We start from the raw sequence: 21,273 nt of genomic DNA on the forward strand, positions 1-21,273 counted from the left end.
GGGGGAGCGGGGGTTATGAACGCCGCAGGGGCCTGGAATGGGGGAAGAACTGTCGCGGCACGGGGAGCGCCTCATCGGACAGGGGATGTCCGAAGCGGACGCCGACGAACCGGGACCGCCGCGCTACTTGAATCCGCGGCGAATCACAATGATTGATTGATGATGAGCAGGCGCTTGCCCGGATTCGTCATGGAATCTGCAGGACCATTCCCGGCGCGAGTCGCTTGGGGTCGCCGCGGAGCAGGGCGCGATTGTGCTTGAGGATGGTCTCCCATTTCGAGCCGGCGCCATAGACGCGCTGCGAGATGCCGTAGAGCGTGTCGCCCTGCTGGACGGTGTAGGTCTTGCCGGAGGATTCAACATTGCGCACTGGCTGCGCGCCGCCGGAGCGATCCATCGAGACGAGAGAATCCGTTCCCAGTGACGACTTCGCCCCCGATTGCCCGACAGAATCGCCGATCGGCGGAATGATGATCTGCGTGCCGATCTTCAGATTGCGCGGGTTCTTGAGCGACGGGTTGGCCGCGAGGATCAGGTCCGCCTTGCGGCCGTCGCTGTAGTAGCGGTCGGCGATGGCCGAGAGCGTGTCGCCCGATGCGATTATGTGCCGGGTCGGCTCGGGCGTCCTGGCCGGCTGCGGCATCGGGATGGCCGTGCGGGAAGGCATCGCTCGCGTCCGGTCATTGGTCCGTGCGACAGAGGCGGGCGTCTGCGATGACCCGGGCAGGAGCCGCCCCGAAGCGGAATCCCCGTTCATGGTGGCTGGTGCCACATCGGCGGCACTCGACCTCGCCGTGCTCGGCTCGGATGCGCTGCGATCAATGGAAGCGGCGGGCGGATCGGCCGCCGATGCGCCGGGCTTGACGAGATTATCCCAGGTGGCCTCGACCAGCTCGGTCGAGGGGCCGGTGCGCAGCGAGATCGGCGGCGTGGTCGGCGACGGCTGGGAAGGGTCGGCGAGAACGATCGGTCCCTGCGTCGGCTGCGCCGGGGAGCGGTTTTCCGGCGCGCGCGTCTGCGGCGGGCGATTGGCCAGCCGATCCGCCAGGCGGCGCGGCGGCGGCGTCCTCGCGGGGGAGGCGGTCGGGTTGATGCCGCTACTGCCCTTGCCGACCGGCTTGGACGCGTCGGTCGACAGCGGAATCTTCGGCTGCTCGCCGACGCGCGTGGCCGAGGTGACGAGGATCTCGTCATCCCGGCGATCGCTTCCGTAGAAGAAGTACACACTGGCGACCACAACGATCACCAGCCCGGCCAGGATGCCGACGCGCGTCTCAGTGCCCATGATGTCCTCCCTGACGATGGCGGTAGTGTCTACGACGCCTTCATTGCCGTAAGCATTTTTCGCTTCACCAGGAACTGCGAAGCGATGGCGAATGAACTGTACGTCCCGGTAAGGATACCGACAAGCATGGCGAAATTGAAGCCGTGAATGCCGGGGCCTCCGAAGATGTACATGACCAGGATTGTGAACAGCGTGGTCGCTCCGGTCAATATGGTTCGGGATAGGGTTTGACTCACGGAATTGTTGACCATTTCCGGCGTGATGTCCGTGAGGCGGCCCCGGTTTTCACGAATCCGGTCAAAGACGATGATCGTGTCGTTGACCGAGTATCCGATGACCGTCAGAAGGGCCGCGACCAGCGCCAGGTCGATGCGGAAATTCTCCAGCAAGAGCGCCCTGCCGAAAGCCGTATCCGCCACGAAGTGGGCGGCAGCCAGCGCTCCGGCGGCCACCATCACGTCGTGAATCAGGGCCACGACGGCGGCCAGACCCCAGCGGATGTTTCCGAACCGGAACCAGACGTAAATGATGATCATGATCCAGCTCAGCATGACGGCGATGATGGCCGACGTCTGGGCCTCGCCGGAGACCTGCTGATCGAACTGGGTGATCTGGCTCAGCGACGTTTGTCGCTGGAGCGCGACCTGGATCAACTCGACTTCCGGCTCGGCCAGATCGCTCACCCACGCCGACGATATATTGCCCTGTTCGTCGAGCAGTGGATAGTTCTCATCCGCGACCACCACCATCACCCGCTTGTAGCGGTCGCTGCCGGGAGCGGCGGGAGTGAGTCCGAACACGTCCGACTCGCGCCAGCCGTGCGACTCGAAGCCGGGTTGAAGTCGCATGGACCGCAGACGATCCTTCAGCGTATTAATGTCCTGCGGCGGGTCCATCTGATCGAGGATCATCGCCACGCCGCCCTTCCAGCCGCGCAGATCAACCTCGTTGGCCTCGGCGCCCGATAGCGGCAAATTCATCTGGCGAACGTCCTCATCGCGCAGGGCGAAATAAGGAACGCTGCCGCCCGCGGTATCGTCCATCAGGTTAAACGTAAGGGCCGGCTGGATGTCGAGGTCGTCGCGCATCGTCTCCATGATGGCGCCGACGACGATCTCCTTGTTGGTCTCCAGCGTGACCACCTCGAACGACTTGCCCTTGACCGCCTCGGTACCCACGCCCTGCACGCCCTGCACCTGGGATCGGGCAATGGCCTCGCCGGCCTTTCGGGCGCGCTCAGCGATCTGCTTGACGTAATCCTTCATCTGGTCGAGGGAGACATCCTTGTCGGTCCGCGTGCGAATCGTGATCTGCTCGGCGCCCGGATCGGTGTAACGAATGCCGTCGACGTCGCTCAGGATGCGATTGTCCTCGGTATCGAGAACGCTCTTGACGATCGGCTCGAGCCGGGCCGCCGGAACGCCCGCCGCCGCGACGACGAACGTGCCGCCGGAGCCCGTGACTTCGGCGGACTCCAGGGCGTTTGCGAATTTGCCGAGCGTTTCACCGCTGGTGGTGAGTCGCTTGGCGATGCCGGTTTGATCCAGTGATCCAGGCTCCTTGAGATCGATCTGCGCCGCCGTACCGCCGAGAAACTCAATGTCGTACAGCTCGTCGCGATCCAGGTCGGCGAAGGCCACCACGCCCACGATGGTGATCACAATGGAAAAACCGAAGAAGTACTTGCGCGCACCGATCCAGTCGATGTTGGGCACGCCGATCAATTGCATCATGGGCATGCGCGGTTTGGCCCCGGTCTGGAACAAACGGTGAATCGCCCTGAAGCCCAGGAGAAGTATGAGCAGGCCGATCATCGCCGGGGCAATGTCGAGCAGGGCCTCGCCAAACCCGATGAGGACCGAATGAGTCCTCGCCGTCTCGTCATTTAAGACATAACCCAATCCATAAAGGACGCCGCCGAGCGCCGCGACGATCAGCCCCGAGTAAAACGGATATCTCAGGACTTCCTTGGGGACCGTGATCAGCGACATCGTCTCGAAGAAGATGCGCGTCACGAAGTAGGCGGTAAAGAGGTTGAGGACGACGCCCAGGCCGAGCGTCAGGCCGAAGCCCTTGATTTCCTCCGAACCGAGCCAGTAGAGGATCACGCAGGTCAGGAGCGTGGTGACGTTGGAGTCGAGAATGGCGCGGAACGCTCGTTCATAACCGAGCTTGATCGCCATTCGCATCGTATTGCCGCGGGCGAGTTCCTCGCGCATCCGCTCGTTGATGAGGACGTTGGCATCCACCGCCATACCGACTGACAACACCAAACCGGCGATGCCCGGAAGGGTCAGCGTGGCCCCGAGTGCCGACATCACGGCGAGCGTAAAGAGCAAGTTGAGGCTGACCGCCAAGACCGCAATGCCGCCGGCGTAGGCGTAATAGACAATCATGAACACGGCGACGACGATCGCGCCGTACTTCGCCGACCTCATACCGGCCGAGCGATTCGCCTCGCCCAGTGACGGGCCGATGGCACGAACGCTGATCGGCGGATCCTTGAGCTTGCGCGGCAGACTGCCCGCGTCCAGCTTTTTGACCATGTCCTGAACGTCCTGCGGGGTGAAGCCGCCGGTGATCTGACCGCGCGTGCGGATGACGCTGTTGATGGTCGCGAAGGAAATCGCCTCATCGTCGAGGAAGATGCACAGGAGCTTGCCGGTGTGCTGCCGAGTGAGCGTGGCGAATTTGTCGCCGCCGCGCTCGTCGAGCGTGAAGCCGATGGCCGGTCGTCCGATTTCATCGCGCTCGAACGAGGCCCCCTTGAGCGACCAGTCCGCCTCGCCGTAGCGGTGCGTCAGGACATAGCCGTCGGCAATGTGCGTTAGAACGTAGTACCGATTGCCGAAACGCTCGACGATGACGCTCAGGCTGTTCTTTCGGGCGTCGAAGTCCTTCTCAAGATCTTTCATCTTGAGGAAGTCCGCCGCGTCTTCGATCTCAAACCACTGGTAATTCTCTTCGCCCGGCATTCGCCGCGGCCCGCGCGTCTTGAGTTGTTCGATGTACCGGGCAAAGGTGTCGGCATTGGCGTCGTCGCGCCTCGGGATGATTCGAAACTCGAGAACGCCCGCTCCGCGGAGCAGCCGCTGGAGGTCGGCCGGGTCTTCGAGTCGCCCTTCGCCGCGACGCTGGGTCTTGAGGCGATCCGAGGCCGTCAACATGCCGTCGATCGTCTCCGACAGTCCGGCATAGTCTAACTTGATCTTGGCCAGTTGTTCGATCCGCGTCTTGTCGGTCGGCTTGGCCTCGAGCACAAGCTGCAACTGACCGAGATCGATGTTCGTCGCCAGAAGCTCGCCCATCGCGGCGTCGAATTTCTCCTCCAGCTCGACGACGCGGTCGATCGTCATTCCTTCCGAAATCTTGTCGGGGTCCACGTTGGCCGCGAGCACCTGCTTGATCGCATCCTCATAGGCGGTCTGCTTGGCATGAAGGGCCGCGAGGGCGTCGGCCGTCGCGGGCGTCGTTCCGGCGGCAGGCTGAGTAGTGGCCAGCGCGGCGCTCACTTCGTCCCATGCCTTCGCCGCGGCGATGAGAAGTTCCTTTCTCGAAGGAATGCCGCCGACCAACGCATCGAGCGCAGCGGCCCGCTCGGCAACTGGCTTCTTCACGGCGGCCTCAATGTCCTCTCGGGAGAGGTTGTCCGCCTCGATCGTCTTCACGCGCTGGTCGTATTCCGACTGGGCGGCTTGCAGCGCGTCGTAGGCGGCGGCCGCGGCCGTCAACAGGGGCTGGCGTCCGCTGATGCCCATCACCATTGCATCGAGCGCCGCGGTCCGCTCGGCAGCGGGCTTCGACAGGGCGCGAAGGACGTCGGTCCGGCGAAGCGTCGTCGCCTGAATCTCTTCCTGATACCTCTCGTAATCGTGGCGGGCCTTGACGATCTCGTCGCTGGGCCGCGGCATCTGAATCTCAAGGCGGTTGTAGCCGACCGGACGCCAGACGAGGTTGAACACGCCGCGCGGGTCCACGCGCTCACGAAGGACGCGCATGACGCGCTCCGAAAGGTCGGCCTTCTCGGCGCCCTCAAGACCGCTGTCGTCGATCTCGTACAGCAGGCTGTAGCCGCCGGCGAGGTCGATGCCGTACTTCAGCTTTTCCTTCGGCGGGTATACCGTGGCAAAAGCCAGAGCGGCAACGAAACCAACCAGCACAATCTTCCACCACAAATCACGTTCGTTCATCGGGGCACCTGCGAGAAAATCTCAACTGAAACGATCGAATGTCCAATTAACGCTTTTACTTCTGACGGGAAACCGGGCGATGCCGCGACGATCGCTTCGGATCGGCCGCCTGCCGCCTGTCATCCTAAGTTTTTACCGGGAGATGTCGGTGACGATCGACGGCGCGCGGCCGGCCGAATTCAATCACCGATCAGATTACTAGCACACCGGAGGGGCGTGCGACAGATAAGCTGGATAATGCTGGGCCGAAGCAACAACCCGCGAAAGCTGCGGGACGATCTGACCCGGGCTAACGCTGTCGTGGTCCTGAAGAATCGAACAGAGGATCGCCGCGCCGGAGGAAAACCCGTGGTGATCGACCGGCTTGGCCGCACCCGCGGCGACGAGACACGAAGTCGACGGCGGCGGGGTCTTGTGGCTCTCTTCGGAGTCCTGCCCGGCATCTGGCGATGTCTGGTGCCGGTGATCGGCAGCCGCCTTCTGACGGGCTGCCAGCATCGCGGCACGCTCATGCGATGCGACCCATGCCGTCGACAGAGCAGGCCCGCCGGTCAGCGCGAAGGCCGACAACAACGGGACGATCACCCGGCAGGTCTTGGTGCCCAGTGTGGACATGGTGCAAGAGCATACACTCCCCACCGTCGACGTTCAATGTCCGATACCGACTCACCCAGGGCACAGCGAACCGGCGGTTTCCCGGCCATAACCACGCGGACCGGGTGCTACGGCACAAACGGTTGGAAACCGCCCCGCCATTTTTGCTACACTAGACCTTCTCAAATCTGAGTAAGGCAGGGGTTATTGGAGGATCATCTGTTGCTATCGCGAGTCACGCTTTTCGTTTCCGGCCTCTTCCTGCTTTCCTTCTGCGCCGACTCATCCCGGCAAGTCTGCCGGGCTGGCGAGCCGGTCACGGCTACTCTGCGTGGCACGGCGAATACGCCCGTCGATCTGCCGGCGCGGCTGCTCGGTGCCCCGTCGCTCGATGCGTACCTCAAGGCGTCGAACACCGACGCAGGCGATGAGTTCGGCCAATCCATCGCGATATCCGGCGACACGCTGGTCGTCGGCGCGTGGGAAGAGGACAGCAGCGCGGTCGGCGTGGGCGGCAATCAGGCGGACAACGGCGCCGTGGATTCCGGAGCCGTTTACGTCTTTGTATACGAAAGCGGCGGATGGAATCAGCAGGCGTACATCAAGGCGTCGAACACCCAGACACGCGACTGGTTCGGCTCGTCGGTGGCGATCTCGGGGGACACGCTCGTCGTCGGCGCGCTCGGCGAGGACAGTAACGCCACGGGCATCAACGGCGATCAGGCCAACAACAGCGCGTCCAGCGCAGGCGCGGCGTATGTCTTCGTCCGAAGCGGGACGGTGTGGTCGCAGCAGGCCTATCTGAAGGCGTCGAACACCGATTCATTCGACCGGTTCGGCAATGCGGTGGCGATTTCCGGCGACACGATCGTTGTCGCGGCCTTCAACGAGGACAGCAACGCCACCGGCGTCAACGGTAACCAGGCAGACAACAGCGCAGACAAGTCCGGTGCGGCCTACGTCTTTACACGCAGCGGCACAGTCTGGACTCAGCAGGCCTATCTCAAGGCGTCGAACACGGGCGCCAGCGACAAGTTCGGCCGGGCTGTCGCCGCGGACGGCGATACGGTCATCGTCGGCGCGTATTTGGAAAAGAGCAGTGCGACCGGCGTCAACGGCAACCAGGCGGATGACAGCGCGAACAACGCCGGCGCGGCTTATGTCTTCGTTCGCAGCGGCACCGACTGGTCGCAGCAGGCCTATCTCAAGGCATCGAACACCGAGGCATACGACCAGTTCGGTTACTCGGTGGCGCTGTCCGGCGACACCGCCGTGGTCGGGGCCGCCGGTGAGAAGAGCAATGCCACCGGCGTCGACGGCAATCAGGAAGACAACAGCCTCGAACAGGCCGGCGCGGCTTATGTCTTTGCCCGAAGCGGTGTCACCTGGAGCCAGCAGGCTTACCTCAAGGCGTCCAACACCGACGCGTTTGACCAGTTCGGCTGGTCCAGCGCCGTGTCGGGCGACGTCGTCCTGATCGGAGCGCCGTATGAGGACGACGGGCTTATTCAGCTCGGCGGTTTCGAAGCCGGGATTCCGGCGCCGACCGGGGCGGGCGCGGCGTATCTTTTCACCCGGGCCAAGTCCGTCTGGAGCCACGCCCATTACATCACCGCGTCGAACCGCGAGGCGGAGGACCACTTCGGCCATGCGGTGGCGCTCGATGGACTGAGGGCCGCCGTTGCTGCACCGTTTGAAGAAAGCAGCGCGGTCGGGGTCAACGGCAACCAGGCCGACAACAGTTTTCCCGACTCCGGCGCGGCGTATGTGTATTCGCTGGCGTCGTGCCCGAGCCTCGGCGATATGAACTGCGACTGCGTCGTCGACATGGGCGACGTGGATGCGTTTGTGCTGGCGCTTCTCGACGCGGCGGCATATGACTTGGCGTACCCATCCTGCGAGATTCTGAACGCCGACATCCTGACCGACGGCAAGGTCGACGGCGCGGACGCGCAGGGGTTTGTGGACATGCTGGTGCCGTGATTCGCCGGTGCCCGGGCCGGTTGGGCGGGGCCACATTCCAAGATGACAATAGGCGAAAAAAATAGGGGCCGAGGGACCAAGGGGCTGAGGGGTCCAGGGTGAAGACATTCGCACGCTGATCGCGCGCAAGTCGTGCAAAAGCCAAGGTGACATAAGGTGACACACGCGATTTTTTTCGTTTGCAAGTCTTGTGGCGGGCATGTGTTGGGGCGGGTCGCGTTTGAGGTGAAAATTCGTGAAAACAGGCGGCAGCGCGGAAAGGTGAAACAAGGCCGGTACATGCACGAACAGGCACGGAAAGTTTCGGGGAAGTTCGTTTGTAAGTCTTTGAAAAACGGTTCTGGAAGGTGACACAAGAGAGGGGCTGAGGGGTCGAGGTTCCAAGGGGCCGAGGGTCCTTGTTTGTGAGTGCTCATGGCGCGGCACCTCATGGGGCGGGGTAAGGTTGGGCTCTATTTGTAAATACTTGCTCCGCGCTCGCGCGGGGGGATGCCTTTTCGCTCGACCAGAAGGTGCAGGCAGGTCGGGTACTCGCCCGGAGGGCGCACGATGGTAGCCAGTGGCTTGAGCCACTGGTAAAAATGGCCCCCAGAATTTCACCGCCCAGAGGGCGGACGAGGCCAGCGATGCCGACGACGTACACGCAAAACTACTACCATCTCGTCTTCAGCACCAAGGGTCGGACGAATTTCATCAAACCGGAACTCGAACCGCGCCTGTACGCGTTCATTGGCGGGATCGTCCGCGACCTGCGGTGTCAGCTTCTCGGCATCAACGGAATGCCGGACCACGTGCATTTGCTCATTCGCTATCGCGCGGACTTGTCGATCTCGGATGTGGTTCGCCACATCAAGGCGCGATCATCGAAATGGGTCAACGAGACGGGTTTCTCGCCGGATCACTTCTCCTGGCAGGAAGGTTACGGCGGCTTCACCGTCAGCCGCTCCGCCGTGCCGGAAGTCGAGGCGTACATCGCCCGACAAAAAGATCATCATCAGCGGCAGGATTTCAAGGGCGAGTTTCTCGAACTCCTCCGGCGACACGGAATCGAGTTCGACGAGAATGAAGTCTTCCGGTGATCGTCGTCCGCCCTCTGGGCGGTGGGGAAAGAAGGGGTGGTGGTTGGGCTCGTTAACCAGTGGCTGAAGCCACTGGCTACCATCGAGCGCCCTACCGGGCGAATTGGGATTGGAAGAATCGCACACGGGAAGGGATTCCCATCGGGGGGCGTGCGAGAAAGGATTCACGCACGAGCGGGGGCCGTCGGACCGGCAGGATGCCGATGCTACCCTTCGTTACCGGCTACCCGTTACTACCGGCAGGATGCCGATGCTACCCTTCTTTACCGGCAGGATGCCGATGCTACCCTTCGTTACCGGCTACCCGTTACTACCGGCAGGATGCCGATGCTACCCTTCGTTCCGGCAGGATGCCGATGCTACCCTTCGTTACCGGCTACCCGTTAAATCGCGTGGGCCGGCGAGGGCATATCGCCATGAATCTTCTGCTGTTGACTCTGTTCCCCGTCGAATGAGAACAGCACCATCTCATCATTGATCATCGCCTGCAAATGCGTCGGGCGGCGCCAGATGCGCTGGACGTTTTTCAGCGTCTCCACCGCGTACTTGATGTCCAGGTCGACGCCGTGGTGCTTGTGGCCCATGTAGAGCTCGCCGCGGTTGCCGTAGTTCCCGTCCAGGACGTAGATGTACGGCTGGGCGTGATTCGTCAGCATGAAGAGCAGTTGGGCCTTGATCTTGTCGAAGTCGCGGTTGACCACGACCATCCGCCGGGTTGAGGGGTCGTAGCGGTAGTGGTACATGCGGAAGCGGTCGACGAACTCGGGGGTGAGGAACTCGTCGATAAAGGTCACGTCGTTATAGATGCGGCGGACCTCGAAGACCTTCTCCATGCCTTTGCCGAGCTTTTTGTCCCACTTGCGCTTCTGCTCCATCGACTTGCACTCGTCGTATTCCTTGCCGAAGCGGCCCTTGTTCCAGCGCTCCTCGATGTCGCGGAAGAGCTCGACGCCGATCTTGTAGGGATTGACCTGGCCGGGGGGCATGTGGGTGGTGCCGCTGTGGTGGTCGGCGTAGGTGATGATCTCGTCGTCCTTGAGGATGCGGGTGGTCATGAGGCGGCTGTGCCAGAAGGTGGCCCAGCCCTCGTTCATGATCTTGGTCTGGCCCTGGGGTGCGAAGTAGTAGGCCTCCTCGCGGATCATGGAGAGGATGTCGGCCTCCCAATCCTCGAGCGGGGCGTGGTCGACGAGGAACTGCAGCACGTCGCGCAGGGGCTGAAGCGGGAGGGCGAACTTCTTCTTCTCGCGCTGGGCCATGAGCGACTCGCGCTGGCGGGAGCGCTCGGCCGGGGGATTGACCCAGGGCTCCATGTAGGGCTTGCTCTTGTAGCGAATGATGTCGCGCTCGACCTCGCGCTCCGGCGAGACGCCGCTGTCGGCGACGGGCTTGGCGGTGCGCTGCATGAAGGGCGCGTGGGGGTCGATGAGATTGTCCAGCGTGGAGCAGAGGTCGATGAAGCGTTCGACGCGCTCGAAGCCGTAGCGATCGACGTGACGGCGGATGCGCGTAGAGTGGTTGGCCATCTCGTCCATCATTTTGCGATTGGTCTTGCTGAACCAGTAGTTGTTCTTGAAGAAGTCGCAGTGGGCATAGACGTGGGCCATGACGAGCTTCTGATCGACGACGGAGTTATCGCTGACGAGATAGGCGTAGCAGGGGTCGTTGTTGATGACCATCTCGTAAATCTTGCCGAGGCCGTAGACGTGCTGCTTGCGGAGTCGCTCGTACTCCATGCCGAATCGCCAGTGGGGGTATCGCTGGGGGAAGCCGCCGTATGCGGCGATTTCCTGCATGGTGTCGAAGTCGACCAGCTCGAAGCGCGTCTCAAAGAAGTCGAGGCCGTGGGACTTGGCGATGTCGGCGATCTCGCGGGCGTACTTGGCGAGGTCGGGTCGGAGGTGTTGGATGTTCATGGTGTTCGTCGAAGCGACGGCCTCGCCCTCCGTGGTATCACTTGCCGGCGGTGAAGAACGCCTTGAGTGAGTCGTAAATGTCGTCCTTGGTGTTGACCCGGCTGGTGACCACGTTGGCCTCTTCCTCGAGGTGTTCGTGGATGACGTTGATGAAGTTGCCGCTGCCGTAGGCGCTGGCGACCTGGCAATAGCCGAACATGTTGGAGAGCGGGAGGATGCCTTCCTTGAGCATGCGGCAGCACTCGCGGGAGTCGCTCTCGCTGGAGTTGTCGCCGTCGGAGAAGTGGAAGATGTAGATGTTCCACTCGGACGGGTTGTAGTGCGTCTCGATGAGCGACTTGCAGAGCTTGAAGGCGCTGGAGATCTTGGTGCCGCCGTCTTCGCGGATGCTGAAGAAGGTCTGGCGGTTGACCTCGGCGGCGCGGACATCGTGAACGATGTAGCGGCTCTCGATGCCCTCGTAGTTTCGGCGGAGCCAGGCGTCGATCCAGAAGGCCTCGAGGCGGACGAGCTCCTTCTGCTCGTCGCCCATGGAGCCGGAGACGTCCATCATGTAGATGATGACGGCGTTGGACTGCGGCTTGAGGACGGTCTTCCAGCTTCGATAGCGCCGGTCGGAGCGCATGGGGATGATGATCGGGTTCTCGGGGTCGTAGGTCCCGGCGATGAGCTGACGGCGCAGGGCCGAGCGGAAGGTGCGCTTGAAATGGCGCAGCGACTCGGGGCCGGTCGAGCGAATGCCGCTGTAGCGATCCTTCTCCGAGGTGATCGTGTGATGGCCCTTGGGCTTGATGCGCGGGAGCTTGAGCTCTTCGCCGAGGATGTCGGCCAGCTCGTTGAGCGAGACTTCGACTTCCATGATGTGGTTGCCGGGCTGAGAGCCACCGGGGCCCTGTTCGCCTTCACCGCTGTCGACGGGATCGCCGACGCTGGCGTCGCCTGCGCCGATGCCGCCGTCGTTGTTGTCGCCGTAGCGAAAGTGGGGAAGCTCGATGCCGCGGACGGGGATGCTGATGAGGTGCTTGCCCTCTTTGCCGATCAGCTCGCCGCGGGTGAGGAACTTGCGCAGGTCGTCGCGGATCTTGCCTTTGACGATCTGGCGGAAGCGCTGATGGTCTTTGTCGATCTTCAGGTACATATGCGGCAAACCCCGTCGGGACTATTGGCTAATTCATTATACGGATCGACTTCTCGGCTTAGCGACGAAACGCGGCATTCGAGCGTTTTGGCGGAGTCTCGATGATCCGAGAATTCCGCTTCTGGGCACGATAAGCCGGGACGCCCGCAGACCGCAGGCCGCTAGAAAAATATCGGACAGTGGGGGTAGGGGCTGAAGCAAAGAGTCGGGGGGAGGAAAGGGCCTGCGAGTGCGATATGGCCGCCCATTTGGGCGTGGATGGGGATTTCGAGCGGTGGTGGGGAGAATCTTCGAGTCTGGCGGGCGGCGGGGATGGGCGTGAGAATCGGGGCATGGCGATCAAAGTGGTGGCATTTGACGTGTACGACACGCTGGCTCGATGGCCGGAGGGGCGCGTGGAGCCGATCGAGGTCCAGAGGGTTCTGGCGCGATTCGGCGTGGAGATCAGCTATCAGGCATATGAGGCGGCGCGTCAGGGGGTGATGTTCTTTGACGGGGCGAAGCGGCCCATCGAGGGGTGGATCGACTTTCTGGCGCTGACGTTCGCGAAGATGGGGGCGAAAGTGTCGGTGGACCTCATCACGTCGGTGGCGGCGATGTACGAGTCGCGGAATCGGATGGAGGTGTTTGCGGATGCCCTTGGCGCGGTGGAGGCGGTGAAGGGCGCGGGGCTGGTTGCTTGCGCGTTCACGACGCTGCCGAGGTTTATGTTTCAGCGCGGCGGCGAGGCGCTGTTGGCAAGGCTGGATCATTACTTCGACGCGGCGGCGACGGGCTACGCGAAGGGGCATCCGCAGTTTTACGCGCGCGTGACGGAAATGCTGGGCGTGAAGCCGGAGGAAATTCTATGTGTGGGGGATGATTTGATCTGCGACGTGGAACTTTCGCAGGCGGCTGGGTGGCGAGCGGTTTGGTTGGATCGGCGGGGTGTTAACGCTGATTCAACTGAATCTCAGAAGGTGCACTCGCTGGTGGATTTGTCACGACATTGGAGTGATGATTCCTAAAATGCCAATACCAAACGCCGATCGCGCGGTCATCGCTGAGGAGAAGCTTCGGACCTATCTGCTCAATCCCTCCCATAAACGAGGGAGCGGAAAAGCTCACGTGTTGGCTTCGATTGGTTTCTTTGAGCGAAACTGGAAAGACCTGGAGGGCGCTATTCGACGCGATCATCTGGGGCAAGAGCCGAACGCGACGATTTCATCTCATTACGGCAAACGATATCAGATTTTGGCCCCGATTACCGGTCCGAATGGACGTGCGGCTTCATTTCATACGATCTGGCAAATAGACATTGGAACAGACTACCCCAGGCTGATTACAATGTATCCGGAGTGAATGATGGCACTTGAGATTTACAAAGACGCCGTTTTACTCGTTGACCTGCCGAAGGAAGGGCTTCGCGCGGGCGACGTCGGCACGATCGTGGAACGCCATCAAGTCGCAGGTCGAGAGGACGGCTATTCCGTCGAGTTCTTTGATATGACCGGAAGAACGGTCGCGGTCGCGACAATTCCAGCCAGTCAACTCCGGGCGCCGACTGCGACGGATCGGCCCGCTGTCCGCAGCCTCGCTTCGTAAGCGCGCGACTGCGGAAATCGTCACTTTGAACATTTCCAGGGTTCTTTTCCCTTCTCTGTCTGAACGCGAAGCCCAGCAAAACCGTCCTCATAGAACCCGGCGACCCGAAAAAGTGACTCGCCCTCATTGTCAGTTATCGAAAACATGGCCACTTGCGAAGGTCTTGATTCCATTGTGACGCCTGACAAACCCTCGCCATGCTCGATTTTCATCGTCGCCTCACCAAGTGTGGATACCGCGAGATCAATACGACCGGGCCCTGCCGTCGATCCTACAGTCAGGCCGCCGCCTGCTCCGTCTCCCTTTGAGCTCTGATGGGAATGCAACATTACATTCGGATGCTCTTTGGCGTCCAAAAGGCTCACATACGGCATATCCATTTCTTCGCGTCGATCATCTGATCCTCGTCTGCGAAGTCCTAGTTGGATACGGCGGCGACCTTGAGCGTCGTACAAACGAACATCAGGACCCTTGTCGGTGACGGTGAGCCGAATTCGCTTTCGCCCCCGGGCGTCTTCAATTGTCAGTGACCGGCATGTGATGTTACCTCCGTGATCATCGCCCAAGCTGTTTGCCAATGCCCGCGAATCTCGCAGGCTAAGGCCGATGATGATCCCACCAGTCAGGGTGACGATAAGGAGCGTCGCAGAGAATCTGTTGGACATTGATTCATCTCCGGTAAATAACGCTGCAGCGTCAAGACGTAGCCCGATGAACGCGGATTTTGCCCGCGAAGGCAAAGCGACACAATAGAAGGCCAGATTAGATTAGGAAGTCAGCTACTTCTGCTGAAGCATGCGCTCGATGAAGCCGGTGTCGATGTTGGATTTGTGGAATTCGGGGTGGTCGAAGACCTGCCGCAGGACGGGGATCGTTGTCTTGAGCGGTTCGATGTGGAACTCCTCCAAGCATCGTCGCATGCAGCGGATGGCGTCGTCGCGGTCGGCGCGGTGGACGATCAGCTTGCCGACGAGCGAGTCGTAGTACGGGCCGATGGTGTAACCCGCGCAGGCGTGCGAATCGAAACGGACGCCGAAGCCGCCGGGCACGCGGAGCTCGTTGATCCTGCCGGGGCTGGGGCGGAAACCGTTTTCCGGGTCTTCGGCGTTGATGCGGACTTCGATGGCCGAGCCGTTTCGGGGGATGTCCTTCTGCCGCAGGGTCAGTTTCTCGCCGGCGGCGATGCGGATCATCCACTTGATGAGGTCGATGCCGGTCACCATTTCGGTCACCGGGTGCTCAACCTGAATGCGCGTGTTCACTTCGAGGAAGTAAAACGTCCCGCTCTTGTCGACGATGAACTCGACGGTGCCTGCGGAGTAATATCCGGCGGCCTCGACGAGGCGAACGGCCGACTTGCAGAGCTCCTCGCGCGTCTTGGAACTGATGGCCGGAGAGGGCGATTCCTCGACGAGCTTCTGATGGCGGCGCTGGAGGGTGCAATCGCGCTCCCAGAGGTGCAGATAGTTTCCGTGCTGATCGGCGAGCACCTGCACTTCCACGTGGCGCGGCTGCTCGACGAGCTTCTCCAGATAGACGCGGCCGTCCTTGAAGGCGTTTTCGGCTTCGTTGCGTGCATTGCGAATCTGGGTGCGCATGGTCACTTCGTTGTGGGCGATGCGCATGCCGCGACCGCCGCCGCCGGCGACGGCCTTGATCATGACGGGATAGCCGATCTCCGCGGCCAGCTTCACCGCTTCGTCGTCTTCCTCCACCACGCCGTCGCTGCCGGGCACGGTCCTGACACGCGCCTTGCGGGCAAGCTTCTTGGCCGCGGCCTTGTCACCGAGGAGGCGGATGGCATCGGCGCCGGGACCGATGAACTCGATCTTGCTGGCGCGGCACTGCTCGGCGAAGTTGGCGTTCTCAGCCAGGAAGCCGTAGCCGGGATGAATGGCGTCGACGTTGGCGATTTCCGCGGCGGCGATGATGCGGTCGGCGCGCAGGTAGCTTTGAGCCGGAGCCGGGGGACCGATGCAGATGGCCTCGTCGGCGAGCTTGAGATAAGGGGCGTCGCGATCGGCCTCGGAAAAGACGGCGACCGTGCCGATTCCCATCTCGCGACAGGCGCGAAAGATGCGGAGGGCGATCTCGCCGCGGTTGGCGACGAGGATCTTGGAGAAATTTCGCTTCTTTACGGGAGTTCTGGATGGCTTGCGAACCAAGGCTTCACCGATTCGATCCGCGATCGTGGCGGTCGATTCCTTGCTGGATGATTTATGAGATGCCATCAGGAGGTACGCACCGTCATGAGTATCTGACCAAACTCGACGGGAACGCCGGAGCGGACTTCGATGGATTCGATCGTACCGGTTGCATCGGCCTTGATTTCGTTAAAGACCTTCATGGCTTCGATGATGCAGACCACCGAGTCGGGCGTCACTCGATCCCCGACCTTGACGAACGGCGGAGATTCGGGATCAGGCGTGGCGTAGTAAGTCCCCACCATCGGTGAGGTAATCTTGCCGATGCCGGGGTCGACAGCCGGCGCGGCTGGCGCCGCCGCGGGCGCAGGCTGCGCGACAGCGGCCTGAAGTTGCGGAGCCGGGCTGACAACCGCCGCCTGCGTGACCGCCGCAGACTTCGGCCCGCCTCGGCGAAGGAGAATTCGCTTCTCACCGTCACGGATCATGATTTCCGAGAGATCATGCTCGACCATGAGGTCGGTGAGGGTCTTGATTTCGTCTATTTCCATCCAGAATCACTTTCGCAAAGTCTTAATTCGGGCCGCACCACAAAACCGCATTGCGGCGCTGCCTCACCAGGGCGGAAAGATCGCCACTTCTGGTAGTGCGACAAGGGGCCGATTTTAGTTGACTGGGTGAAAAAGGGTCAAGATCGGCCTAAGTTTCGCATAAGCCTCAGGTTAGCGACACCTGGCCGGGACGCAAGACGAATCTTGTCCACCGCATTTTTCGGTTATCCCCTATGCGATGCCCCTTGTTTCGCAGTCCATCGAGCGTCGCGGGTGCCCGGAATGCAGGTCTTGCGGCGTGTCCCGCGAATCGCCGATTCTGAAGGAAACCGCGTGATTCCGGTACTTTTCCACCTGCCAGCGGGCAGGTCGCCGGAGATGTCGGCGACGAATTCATCCGTCGCGGCGGGCATTCAATTGCGAACCGGCGTCGCTCATTCCCCGAGGTAGAGCTGGCCCACGATTTGGTATCGTCGAACTCAGAAAACTACAACAATCCTGCGATGGCTGGGTAATATCACCTTTTACTGGGGATTATCGGGTCGTCCCGGTGGGTTGACAACTTTGCGCGTATCATATAACTTTCTATATGACATGTATTTGCGATATCAGAGATAGGATCACCCCTCGCCTGGCTTCATGGTGGCACGTCAGGTGTCATGTATCACTCAGCAACAAGAATGCATCCCGGTACTGCTGAAGCCTCGGCCCCCTGCCGGTGAAATTCATGAATTTCGGATGCATTCAAAATCTGCGGTCCGAACCGGGCTTTGACGCGTGACAGTCATAGGGGCCGAGTCACGCAACGAATTCCCGACCGTCGCGAATTGTTGCTCACCGATTGTTCCCCGCGCCTCACCTCTGCGGGCCCTTGGAGGTCCTATCAGAGGAGAAAGATGTCAGACATTCCAGAAACCGAGATTGAAAGCGCCCTGAAGGAGACGCAGTATCTGCTGGGCCGCTGGGAGTTCTCCATTTCCAGCACGGACCTGCTGTGGATCGCTCCCACCAAGCCTCGATTGAGCCCTGAGGAATTGGCCGGCATGCTCCAGATTCTGAGCAAGGGGTGTCACGGCGATCTGCCGAGAACCATCAAGCTCGACCTGGGCGGCGTGAAGGTCGTCGGCGAACAGTGGACGCTGATCGAAGCGTTGATCGTCGACTTCGCTCGATTGATTCACGCCGAAGTCCGGATCGTCGGCGGCGGAACTTCGCCGGCGTACTCCGTGTTTTTCAGCCGGCTCAGTGAAGCGCCACAAGGCCCCGGCGATATTGCGGACGCCCCCTCTGCCGAACGTTTCTACACGGCGCCCCACTCTCCAACCGAGCGGAACGACTCCTCAAACGGGTAATATCACCCCCAATTTACCCAATGAGACGCCGATTATCCTCTGGCCAAATCCAAATTTATAAGGGTTTTCCTTGATTCCTGGGGCAATATCGGACAGTATTTGCGGAAGAGCTTCAGGACTCTCGAAGGTTTTCATTTCGCGCGCCGGTCCATACTCACTTCGACGCTTTCACACTTAGCGGACCTCGCCCACGCGGCCGGACTATTCATGGGCATCCGGAGGCCGACATGGCATCGTCCCGACCCATCGAGCTCTCGCGTTTTGACACGCCTATTCCCTGCGCGTTCGACAATGCATCCGATCCCGACTCCGGCACGAACTTTATCAAGCGACAAGTGGGGGTGAAGTCTTTGAGTAAGTGTCACCTTTCACGGAGGTAGGAAGATGAAACAATGCACGACATTGTTATCACCATCGTGTCAGTTCCGTCATGGGCCACCGATCAGGTGGAACGCGGCAGCCATCACCCTCGCTGTGCTGATCGCGGCGATGGCATCCGGCGCCGCACAAGCCGCTATTGTTCACTTCGTTGCCGATCCGATCAATTCGGCGAACGAATGCCCGGCGTGTACGTCCGCCCAAGGATCGGGTTGCGGCGCCTTCACCCTCGATACGGCGACGGGAAACGTCAATTACTACATCGTCCACAATCAGGCTGGTGAAACGGCGGCCCATGTACACGGAGCAGCCGGTGTCTGCCCTGCGACAGCCGGCGTGCTCAAGCCGCTGCCCGTCGGATTCCTGAAAGTAGGCACTTACAACCTCACCGCCGCGCAGCAAGCCGATATGCAGGCCTCACGGCACTATGTGAACATCCATACCGGCGTGTGTCCGAGCGGCGCGATCCGCGGGCAGATCGTTCCCGTCACCGCGACCGCGCCATGCTGCCTTCCCAACAACGTCTGCATGACCACGCTGCCATCGACCTGTCAATGTCTGGGCGGAACGCCCGGCCCCGTTGGCGCGGCCTGCACGCAAAGAGAGGCGTGTTGTCTTCCCGGTGCGGCGTGTGTCGATGTTGATCCGGTGTGCTGCACCCAGATGGGGGGCATGCCGCAGGGCGCCGGGACAAACTGCGTCACGACCGTCTGCCAGCAGCAGACGTGCGAAGTGCTGCCCGATGGCTCCGCCTGTCAGCCGGTTCAATGCCCGGGAGACGGACAGGAGTGCATTCCGCGCTGCATGAACTTCAATCCCTCGACCGGACAAATCAAGATCATCGACTGCGACTGCCGCAGCCCGAATGAGTGCCATGTCGAGTTTGGCGCCGCCGGCCTGACATGCGTCGGTGCGTGCCCGCCGGGTTTCCACTGCGAAACCACCACCAACCAGCTCCCCGACGGCAGTGTCGAAGTCTGTTGCGATTGCATCGAAGACCCGCCGTATATGAACTGGGTCATCGCCGACGACTTCTGCATCAACCCGTCGTGCCCCGAATGCCGCTGCGACTTTGACGGCGACGGCGTCTGCACGACGTTTGGTGATTTCCAGATGCTCGTGAACTGCTTCGGACCGGTCACACCGGCCTGCCAGTTCGCGGACCTCAATTGTGACGGTGTGGTCAACGCGGCCGACGAACAGATTTGGGCGTGTCTTGCCGGGGGAAATCCGCCGGAGCTTTGCTGCCCGGACGTCGTGCCTCCGCGGATGCCGATCACCGACATCCAGTGGTACGGCTCGTATCTCGATCCCGAGTACGATCCCTCCATCACACCCGTGCCGCGACCGATCGACGGATGGCTCATTGCCATTCATCGCGACATCGCGCCGCAGCCGTGTCCCCCGGGCACTAACTACGACGCCTGCGGGATCATCTCCCCGCCGAATGCGCTGGGCTGTGTCACGTTCCTGCCCGATGGCGCTGCGGTACCGATTCCTTTGACGCCGCCGGTTGGCCCGGGATGTGCCGTGCCCGGATGCGTCATTCCTCCGCCCGGCTACTGGCGCATCTGTGCCCGATACCTGCCGGATTGCAACACGCCCTGCGCACCTGCTCCGGGCGCTTTGTGCGTGCTGCAACACCTGCCGTGCGAAACCGGCATCAGCCGACCTGACCGCCTCGTCGCGCAGTGGGCGTTCAATCCGCAGGCGGTTCCGTTCTTCAACACCGGCCTGATCGGTTGGGACCAGCACACAACCTTCTGTTACAGCACGCGGCTTGCGGCCGGTTGCCTCGTCCACAACAACGCCGGACCGGATGAGATCGACCCGGCGCTGCCCGGCATCTTCAACCCACGCCCGGGCGTTACATACTGGCTGAGCATTCAGGCGGAAGTCGGACACTTCATCTCCCCGCCGCCGCAGTGCGTCGAGTCTCCCACGGGCAATATGGCCACGGGCGACTTCTGGGGATGGCACACCACGCCGCCGGGATATCACATGAAGGACGATGCCTACATGGGCAAGCTCGGTATGAGTTGCCGGGGCGGATGGGTCTACAACTGGATGAATCATCTGCACTGGGGCCAGCCGGAATACATCGGTTGCGCTGATGATCCGACGAAGTCCATGGATATGGCGTTCTATCTCATCTGCAGCAACGGTACGGCGGGCAAGCAGGGCCAGGTCATCTGGTGCCAGCCTCATGTCCCCGGTCCGCCGCCGCCGACCGATCCGCCGCCGCCGGCACGGCCCATCCCGCCGGGAACCATCGACACGCTCATCGACACGCATGCCGATGTCGTCATCGAGTTCTTCCCACCGGGACCGCCCATCGTGAATCTGACGGCCGATGGACCGACGCGCGTCTGGCGTGACAACCCGGACATCCAGCCGGCCGCCACGACGATTCAGACGGAGATCCTCTCCTTGGATCTGACGGGCAATGCTCCGTTCGGCCCGGTCACGATTCGCGAGCAGCCGGAAAAACACAGCAGCGGTCAGATCTTCGGACCGGGAAGCGAGCCATTCCTCCCCTATCCGTACTGGCCAGTGGATAGCTTCTTCGACGTCTTTGTCGAAATTGAGTTGCCTAACGCGCCGCCGGGATTCCAGAACCTGTTTAACTCTGTGCCTGCGCACATGACGGCGCCAAGCGGGCTTTGGGAACTGCCCCCGAACAACGTCGATTACGTTGGGCCGGGCGATCCGGTGTTGCTGTTCGATGAAAGCAACCCGAACCAACCGGTCGGGCAGATTATCTCGATCAGGCATGGCGTCGGCTATCGCGGCGGCATCGACGTCCACAGCGATACCGACTGGGTGAACATGCCGATGTTCTGTTCGTGCAAGGGCGATCTGAATCTGGATGGCCTCCTGAACGGACTCGACATCCAGCGATTCATCAATTGTCTGCTCAATCCTCCGCCGCCCCCGGTCATGCTGGGGTGCCCGTGCGATTGTGCGGACATGAACAACGACGGCGTCGCCACAGTGGCGGACATTAATCCGTTCGTGAATCAGCTCATGGAGGTGCCCAAGGCGGTCTGCCCGCCGGATCCTTGATTTGACGGGTGAA

15 protein-coding genes are annotated in these 21,273 nt (G+C 61.5%); 7 read left to right on the forward strand and 8 right to left on the reverse strand.

Annotation, left to right across the window (positions count from 1 at the left end):
• Positions 1-187 precede the first annotated feature (187 nt).
• From HS101_02500 to HS101_02510, 3 genes are all read right to left on the reverse strand, one after another.
• Positions 188-1,285, reverse strand: a complete 1,098-nt coding sequence (locus HS101_02500) for a LysM peptidoglycan-binding domain-containing protein (protein MBE7505136.1) — start codon at positions 1,283-1,285, stop codon at positions 188-190.
• Between the two features lie 29 nt (positions 1,286-1,314).
• The gene (gene secD / locus HS101_02505; protein MBE7505137.1) at positions 1,315-5,475 is read right to left on the reverse strand and encodes a protein translocase subunit SecD; all 4,161 of its coding nucleotides are present in this window, start codon (positions 5,473-5,475) and stop codon (positions 1,315-1,317) included.
• Between the two features lie 198 nt (positions 5,476-5,673).
• Positions 5,674-6,090: a hypothetical protein gene (locus HS101_02510; GenBank protein ID MBE7505138.1), complete on the reverse strand. Its 417-nt coding sequence runs from the start codon at positions 6,088-6,090 to the stop codon at positions 5,674-5,676.
• Between the two features lie 348 nt (positions 6,091-6,438).
• Here HS101_02510 and HS101_02515 point away from each other — a divergent pair, with 348 nt between their 5' ends.
• Positions 6,439-8,052 carry an integrin gene (locus tag HS101_02515; GenBank protein MBE7505139.1) on the forward strand — a complete coding sequence of 538 codons (1,614 nt, stop codon included), beginning with the start codon at positions 6,439-6,441 and terminating at the stop codon, positions 8,050-8,052.
• Between the two features lie 626 nt (positions 8,053-8,678).
• Positions 8,679-9,131, forward strand: coding sequence for an IS200/IS605 family transposase (gene tnpA, locus HS101_02520; GenBank protein ID MBE7505140.1), 453 nt, complete (start codon positions 8,679-8,681; stop codon positions 9,129-9,131).
• Between the two features lie 383 nt (positions 9,132-9,514).
• On the opposite strand, the gene HS101_02525 is transcribed toward tnpA, so the two are convergent.
• Both HS101_02525 and HS101_02530 read right to left on the reverse strand, forming a co-directional pair.
• Positions 9,515-11,047, reverse strand: coding sequence for a SpoVR family protein (locus HS101_02525; GenBank protein ID MBE7505141.1), 1,533 nt, complete (start codon positions 11,045-11,047; stop codon positions 9,515-9,517).
• A 37-nt stretch (positions 11,048-11,084) separates the two neighbouring features.
• Complete coding sequence (locus HS101_02530; GenBank protein ID MBE7505142.1) at positions 11,085-12,185, reverse strand: DUF444 family protein; 1,101 nt, start codon at positions 12,183-12,185, stop codon at positions 11,085-11,087.
• A gap of 236 nt (positions 12,186-12,421) precedes the next feature.
• Between HS101_02530 and HS101_02535 the strand changes: the two genes are divergently transcribed.
• From HS101_02535 to HS101_02545, 3 genes are read left to right on the forward strand one after another with little or no spacing between them, the layout of a single operon-like run.
• The gene (locus HS101_02535; protein ID MBE7505143.1) at positions 12,422-13,192 is read left to right on the forward strand and encodes an HAD family hydrolase; all 771 of its coding nucleotides are present in this window, start codon (positions 12,422-12,424) and stop codon (positions 13,190-13,192) included.
• Complete coding sequence (locus tag HS101_02540; GenBank protein ID MBE7505144.1) at positions 13,182-13,526, forward strand: hypothetical protein; 345 nt, start codon at positions 13,182-13,184, stop codon at positions 13,524-13,526. Before HS101_02535 ends, HS101_02540 begins: the two co-directional genes overlap by 11 nt.
• Before the next feature lie 3 nt (positions 13,527-13,529).
• Positions 13,530-13,769 (forward strand): DUF4926 domain-containing protein, encoded by a 240-nt coding sequence (locus HS101_02545; GenBank protein MBE7505145.1) that lies wholly within the window; start codon positions 13,530-13,532, stop codon positions 13,767-13,769.
• 20 nt (positions 13,770-13,789) lie between these two features.
• Here the strand turns inward: HS101_02545 and HS101_02550 are convergent, their stop codons facing one another.
• From HS101_02550 to accB, 3 genes are all read right to left on the reverse strand, one after another.
• Positions 13,790-14,434 carry a hypothetical protein gene (locus tag HS101_02550; GenBank protein ID MBE7505146.1) on the reverse strand — a complete coding sequence of 215 codons (645 nt, stop codon included), beginning with the start codon at positions 14,432-14,434 and terminating at the stop codon, positions 13,790-13,792.
• 114 nt (positions 14,435-14,548) lie between these two features.
• Complete coding sequence (gene accC / locus HS101_02555; GenBank protein ID MBE7505147.1) at positions 14,549-16,000, reverse strand: acetyl-CoA carboxylase biotin carboxylase subunit; 1,452 nt, start codon at positions 15,998-16,000, stop codon at positions 14,549-14,551.
• Complete coding sequence (accB, locus tag HS101_02560) at positions 16,000-16,464, reverse strand: acetyl-CoA carboxylase biotin carboxyl carrier protein (GenBank protein MBE7505148.1); 465 nt, start codon at positions 16,462-16,464, stop codon at positions 16,000-16,002. The genes accC and accB overlap by 1 nt, the downstream gene beginning before the upstream one ends.
• An 896-nt stretch (positions 16,465-17,360) precedes the next feature.
• Between accB and HS101_02565 the strand changes: the two genes are divergently transcribed.
• The gene (locus HS101_02565; GenBank protein ID MBE7505149.1) at positions 17,361-17,816 is read left to right on the forward strand and encodes a hypothetical protein; all 456 of its coding nucleotides are present in this window, start codon (positions 17,361-17,363) and stop codon (positions 17,814-17,816) included.
• A 384-nt stretch (positions 17,817-18,200) separates the two neighbouring features.
• Positions 18,201-21,260 carry a CHRD domain-containing protein gene (locus HS101_02570; protein ID MBE7505150.1) on the forward strand — a complete coding sequence of 1,020 codons (3,060 nt, stop codon included), beginning with the start codon at positions 18,201-18,203 and terminating at the stop codon, positions 21,258-21,260.
• Positions 21,261-21,273: the final 13 nt, after the last annotated feature.

The sequence above is a fragment of the Planctomycetia bacterium genome, assembly GCA_015075745.1.
Lineage (GTDB): Bacteria > Planctomycetota > Phycisphaerae > UBA1845 > UTPLA1 > UTPLA1.

What these genes read in the sequence shown, in the direction of transcription:
- HS101_02500 (MBE7505136.1), bottom strand. Translation starts at nt 1,285, where the DNA reads ATGGGCACTGAGACGCGCGTCGGCATCCTGGCCGGGCTGGTGATCGTT.
- secD (MBE7505137.1), bottom strand. Translation starts at nt 5,475, where the DNA reads ATGAACGAACGTGATTTGTGGTGGAAGATTGTGCTGGTTGGTTTCGTT.
- HS101_02510 (MBE7505138.1), bottom strand. Translation starts at nt 6,090, where the DNA reads ATGTCCACACTGGGCACCAAGACCTGCCGGGTGATCGTCCCGTTGTTG.
- tnpA (MBE7505140.1), top strand. Translation starts at nt 8,679, where the DNA reads ATGCCGACGACGTACACGCAAAACTACTACCATCTCGTCTTCAGCACC.
- HS101_02525 (MBE7505141.1), bottom strand. Translation starts at nt 11,047, where the DNA reads ATGAACATCCAACACCTCCGACCCGACCTCGCCAAGTACGCCCGCGAG.
- HS101_02530 (MBE7505142.1), bottom strand. Translation starts at nt 12,185, where the DNA reads ATGTACCTGAAGATCGACAAAGACCATCAGCGCTTCCGCCAGATCGTC.
- HS101_02535 (MBE7505143.1), top strand. Translation starts at nt 12,422, where the DNA reads ATGGCCGCCCATTTGGGCGTGGATGGGGATTTCGAGCGGTGGTGGGGA.
- HS101_02540 (MBE7505144.1), top strand. Translation starts at nt 13,182, where the DNA reads ATGATTCCTAAAATGCCAATACCAAACGCCGATCGCGCGGTCATCGCT.
- HS101_02545 (MBE7505145.1), top strand. Translation starts at nt 13,530, where the DNA reads ATGGCACTTGAGATTTACAAAGACGCCGTTTTACTCGTTGACCTGCCG.
- HS101_02550 (MBE7505146.1), bottom strand. Translation starts at nt 14,434, where the DNA reads ATGTCCAACAGATTCTCTGCGACGCTCCTTATCGTCACCCTGACTGGT.
- accC (MBE7505147.1), bottom strand. Translation starts at nt 16,000, where the DNA reads ATGGCATCTCATAAATCATCCAGCAAGGAATCGACCGCCACGATCGCG.
- accB (MBE7505148.1), bottom strand. Translation starts at nt 16,464, where the DNA reads ATGGAAATAGACGAAATCAAGACCCTCACCGACCTCATGGTCGAGCAT.
- HS101_02565 (MBE7505149.1), top strand. Translation starts at nt 17,361, where the DNA reads ATGTCAGACATTCCAGAAACCGAGATTGAAAGCGCCCTGAAGGAGACG.
- HS101_02570 (MBE7505150.1), top strand. Translation starts at nt 18,201, where the DNA reads ATGAAACAATGCACGACATTGTTATCACCATCGTGTCAGTTCCGTCAT.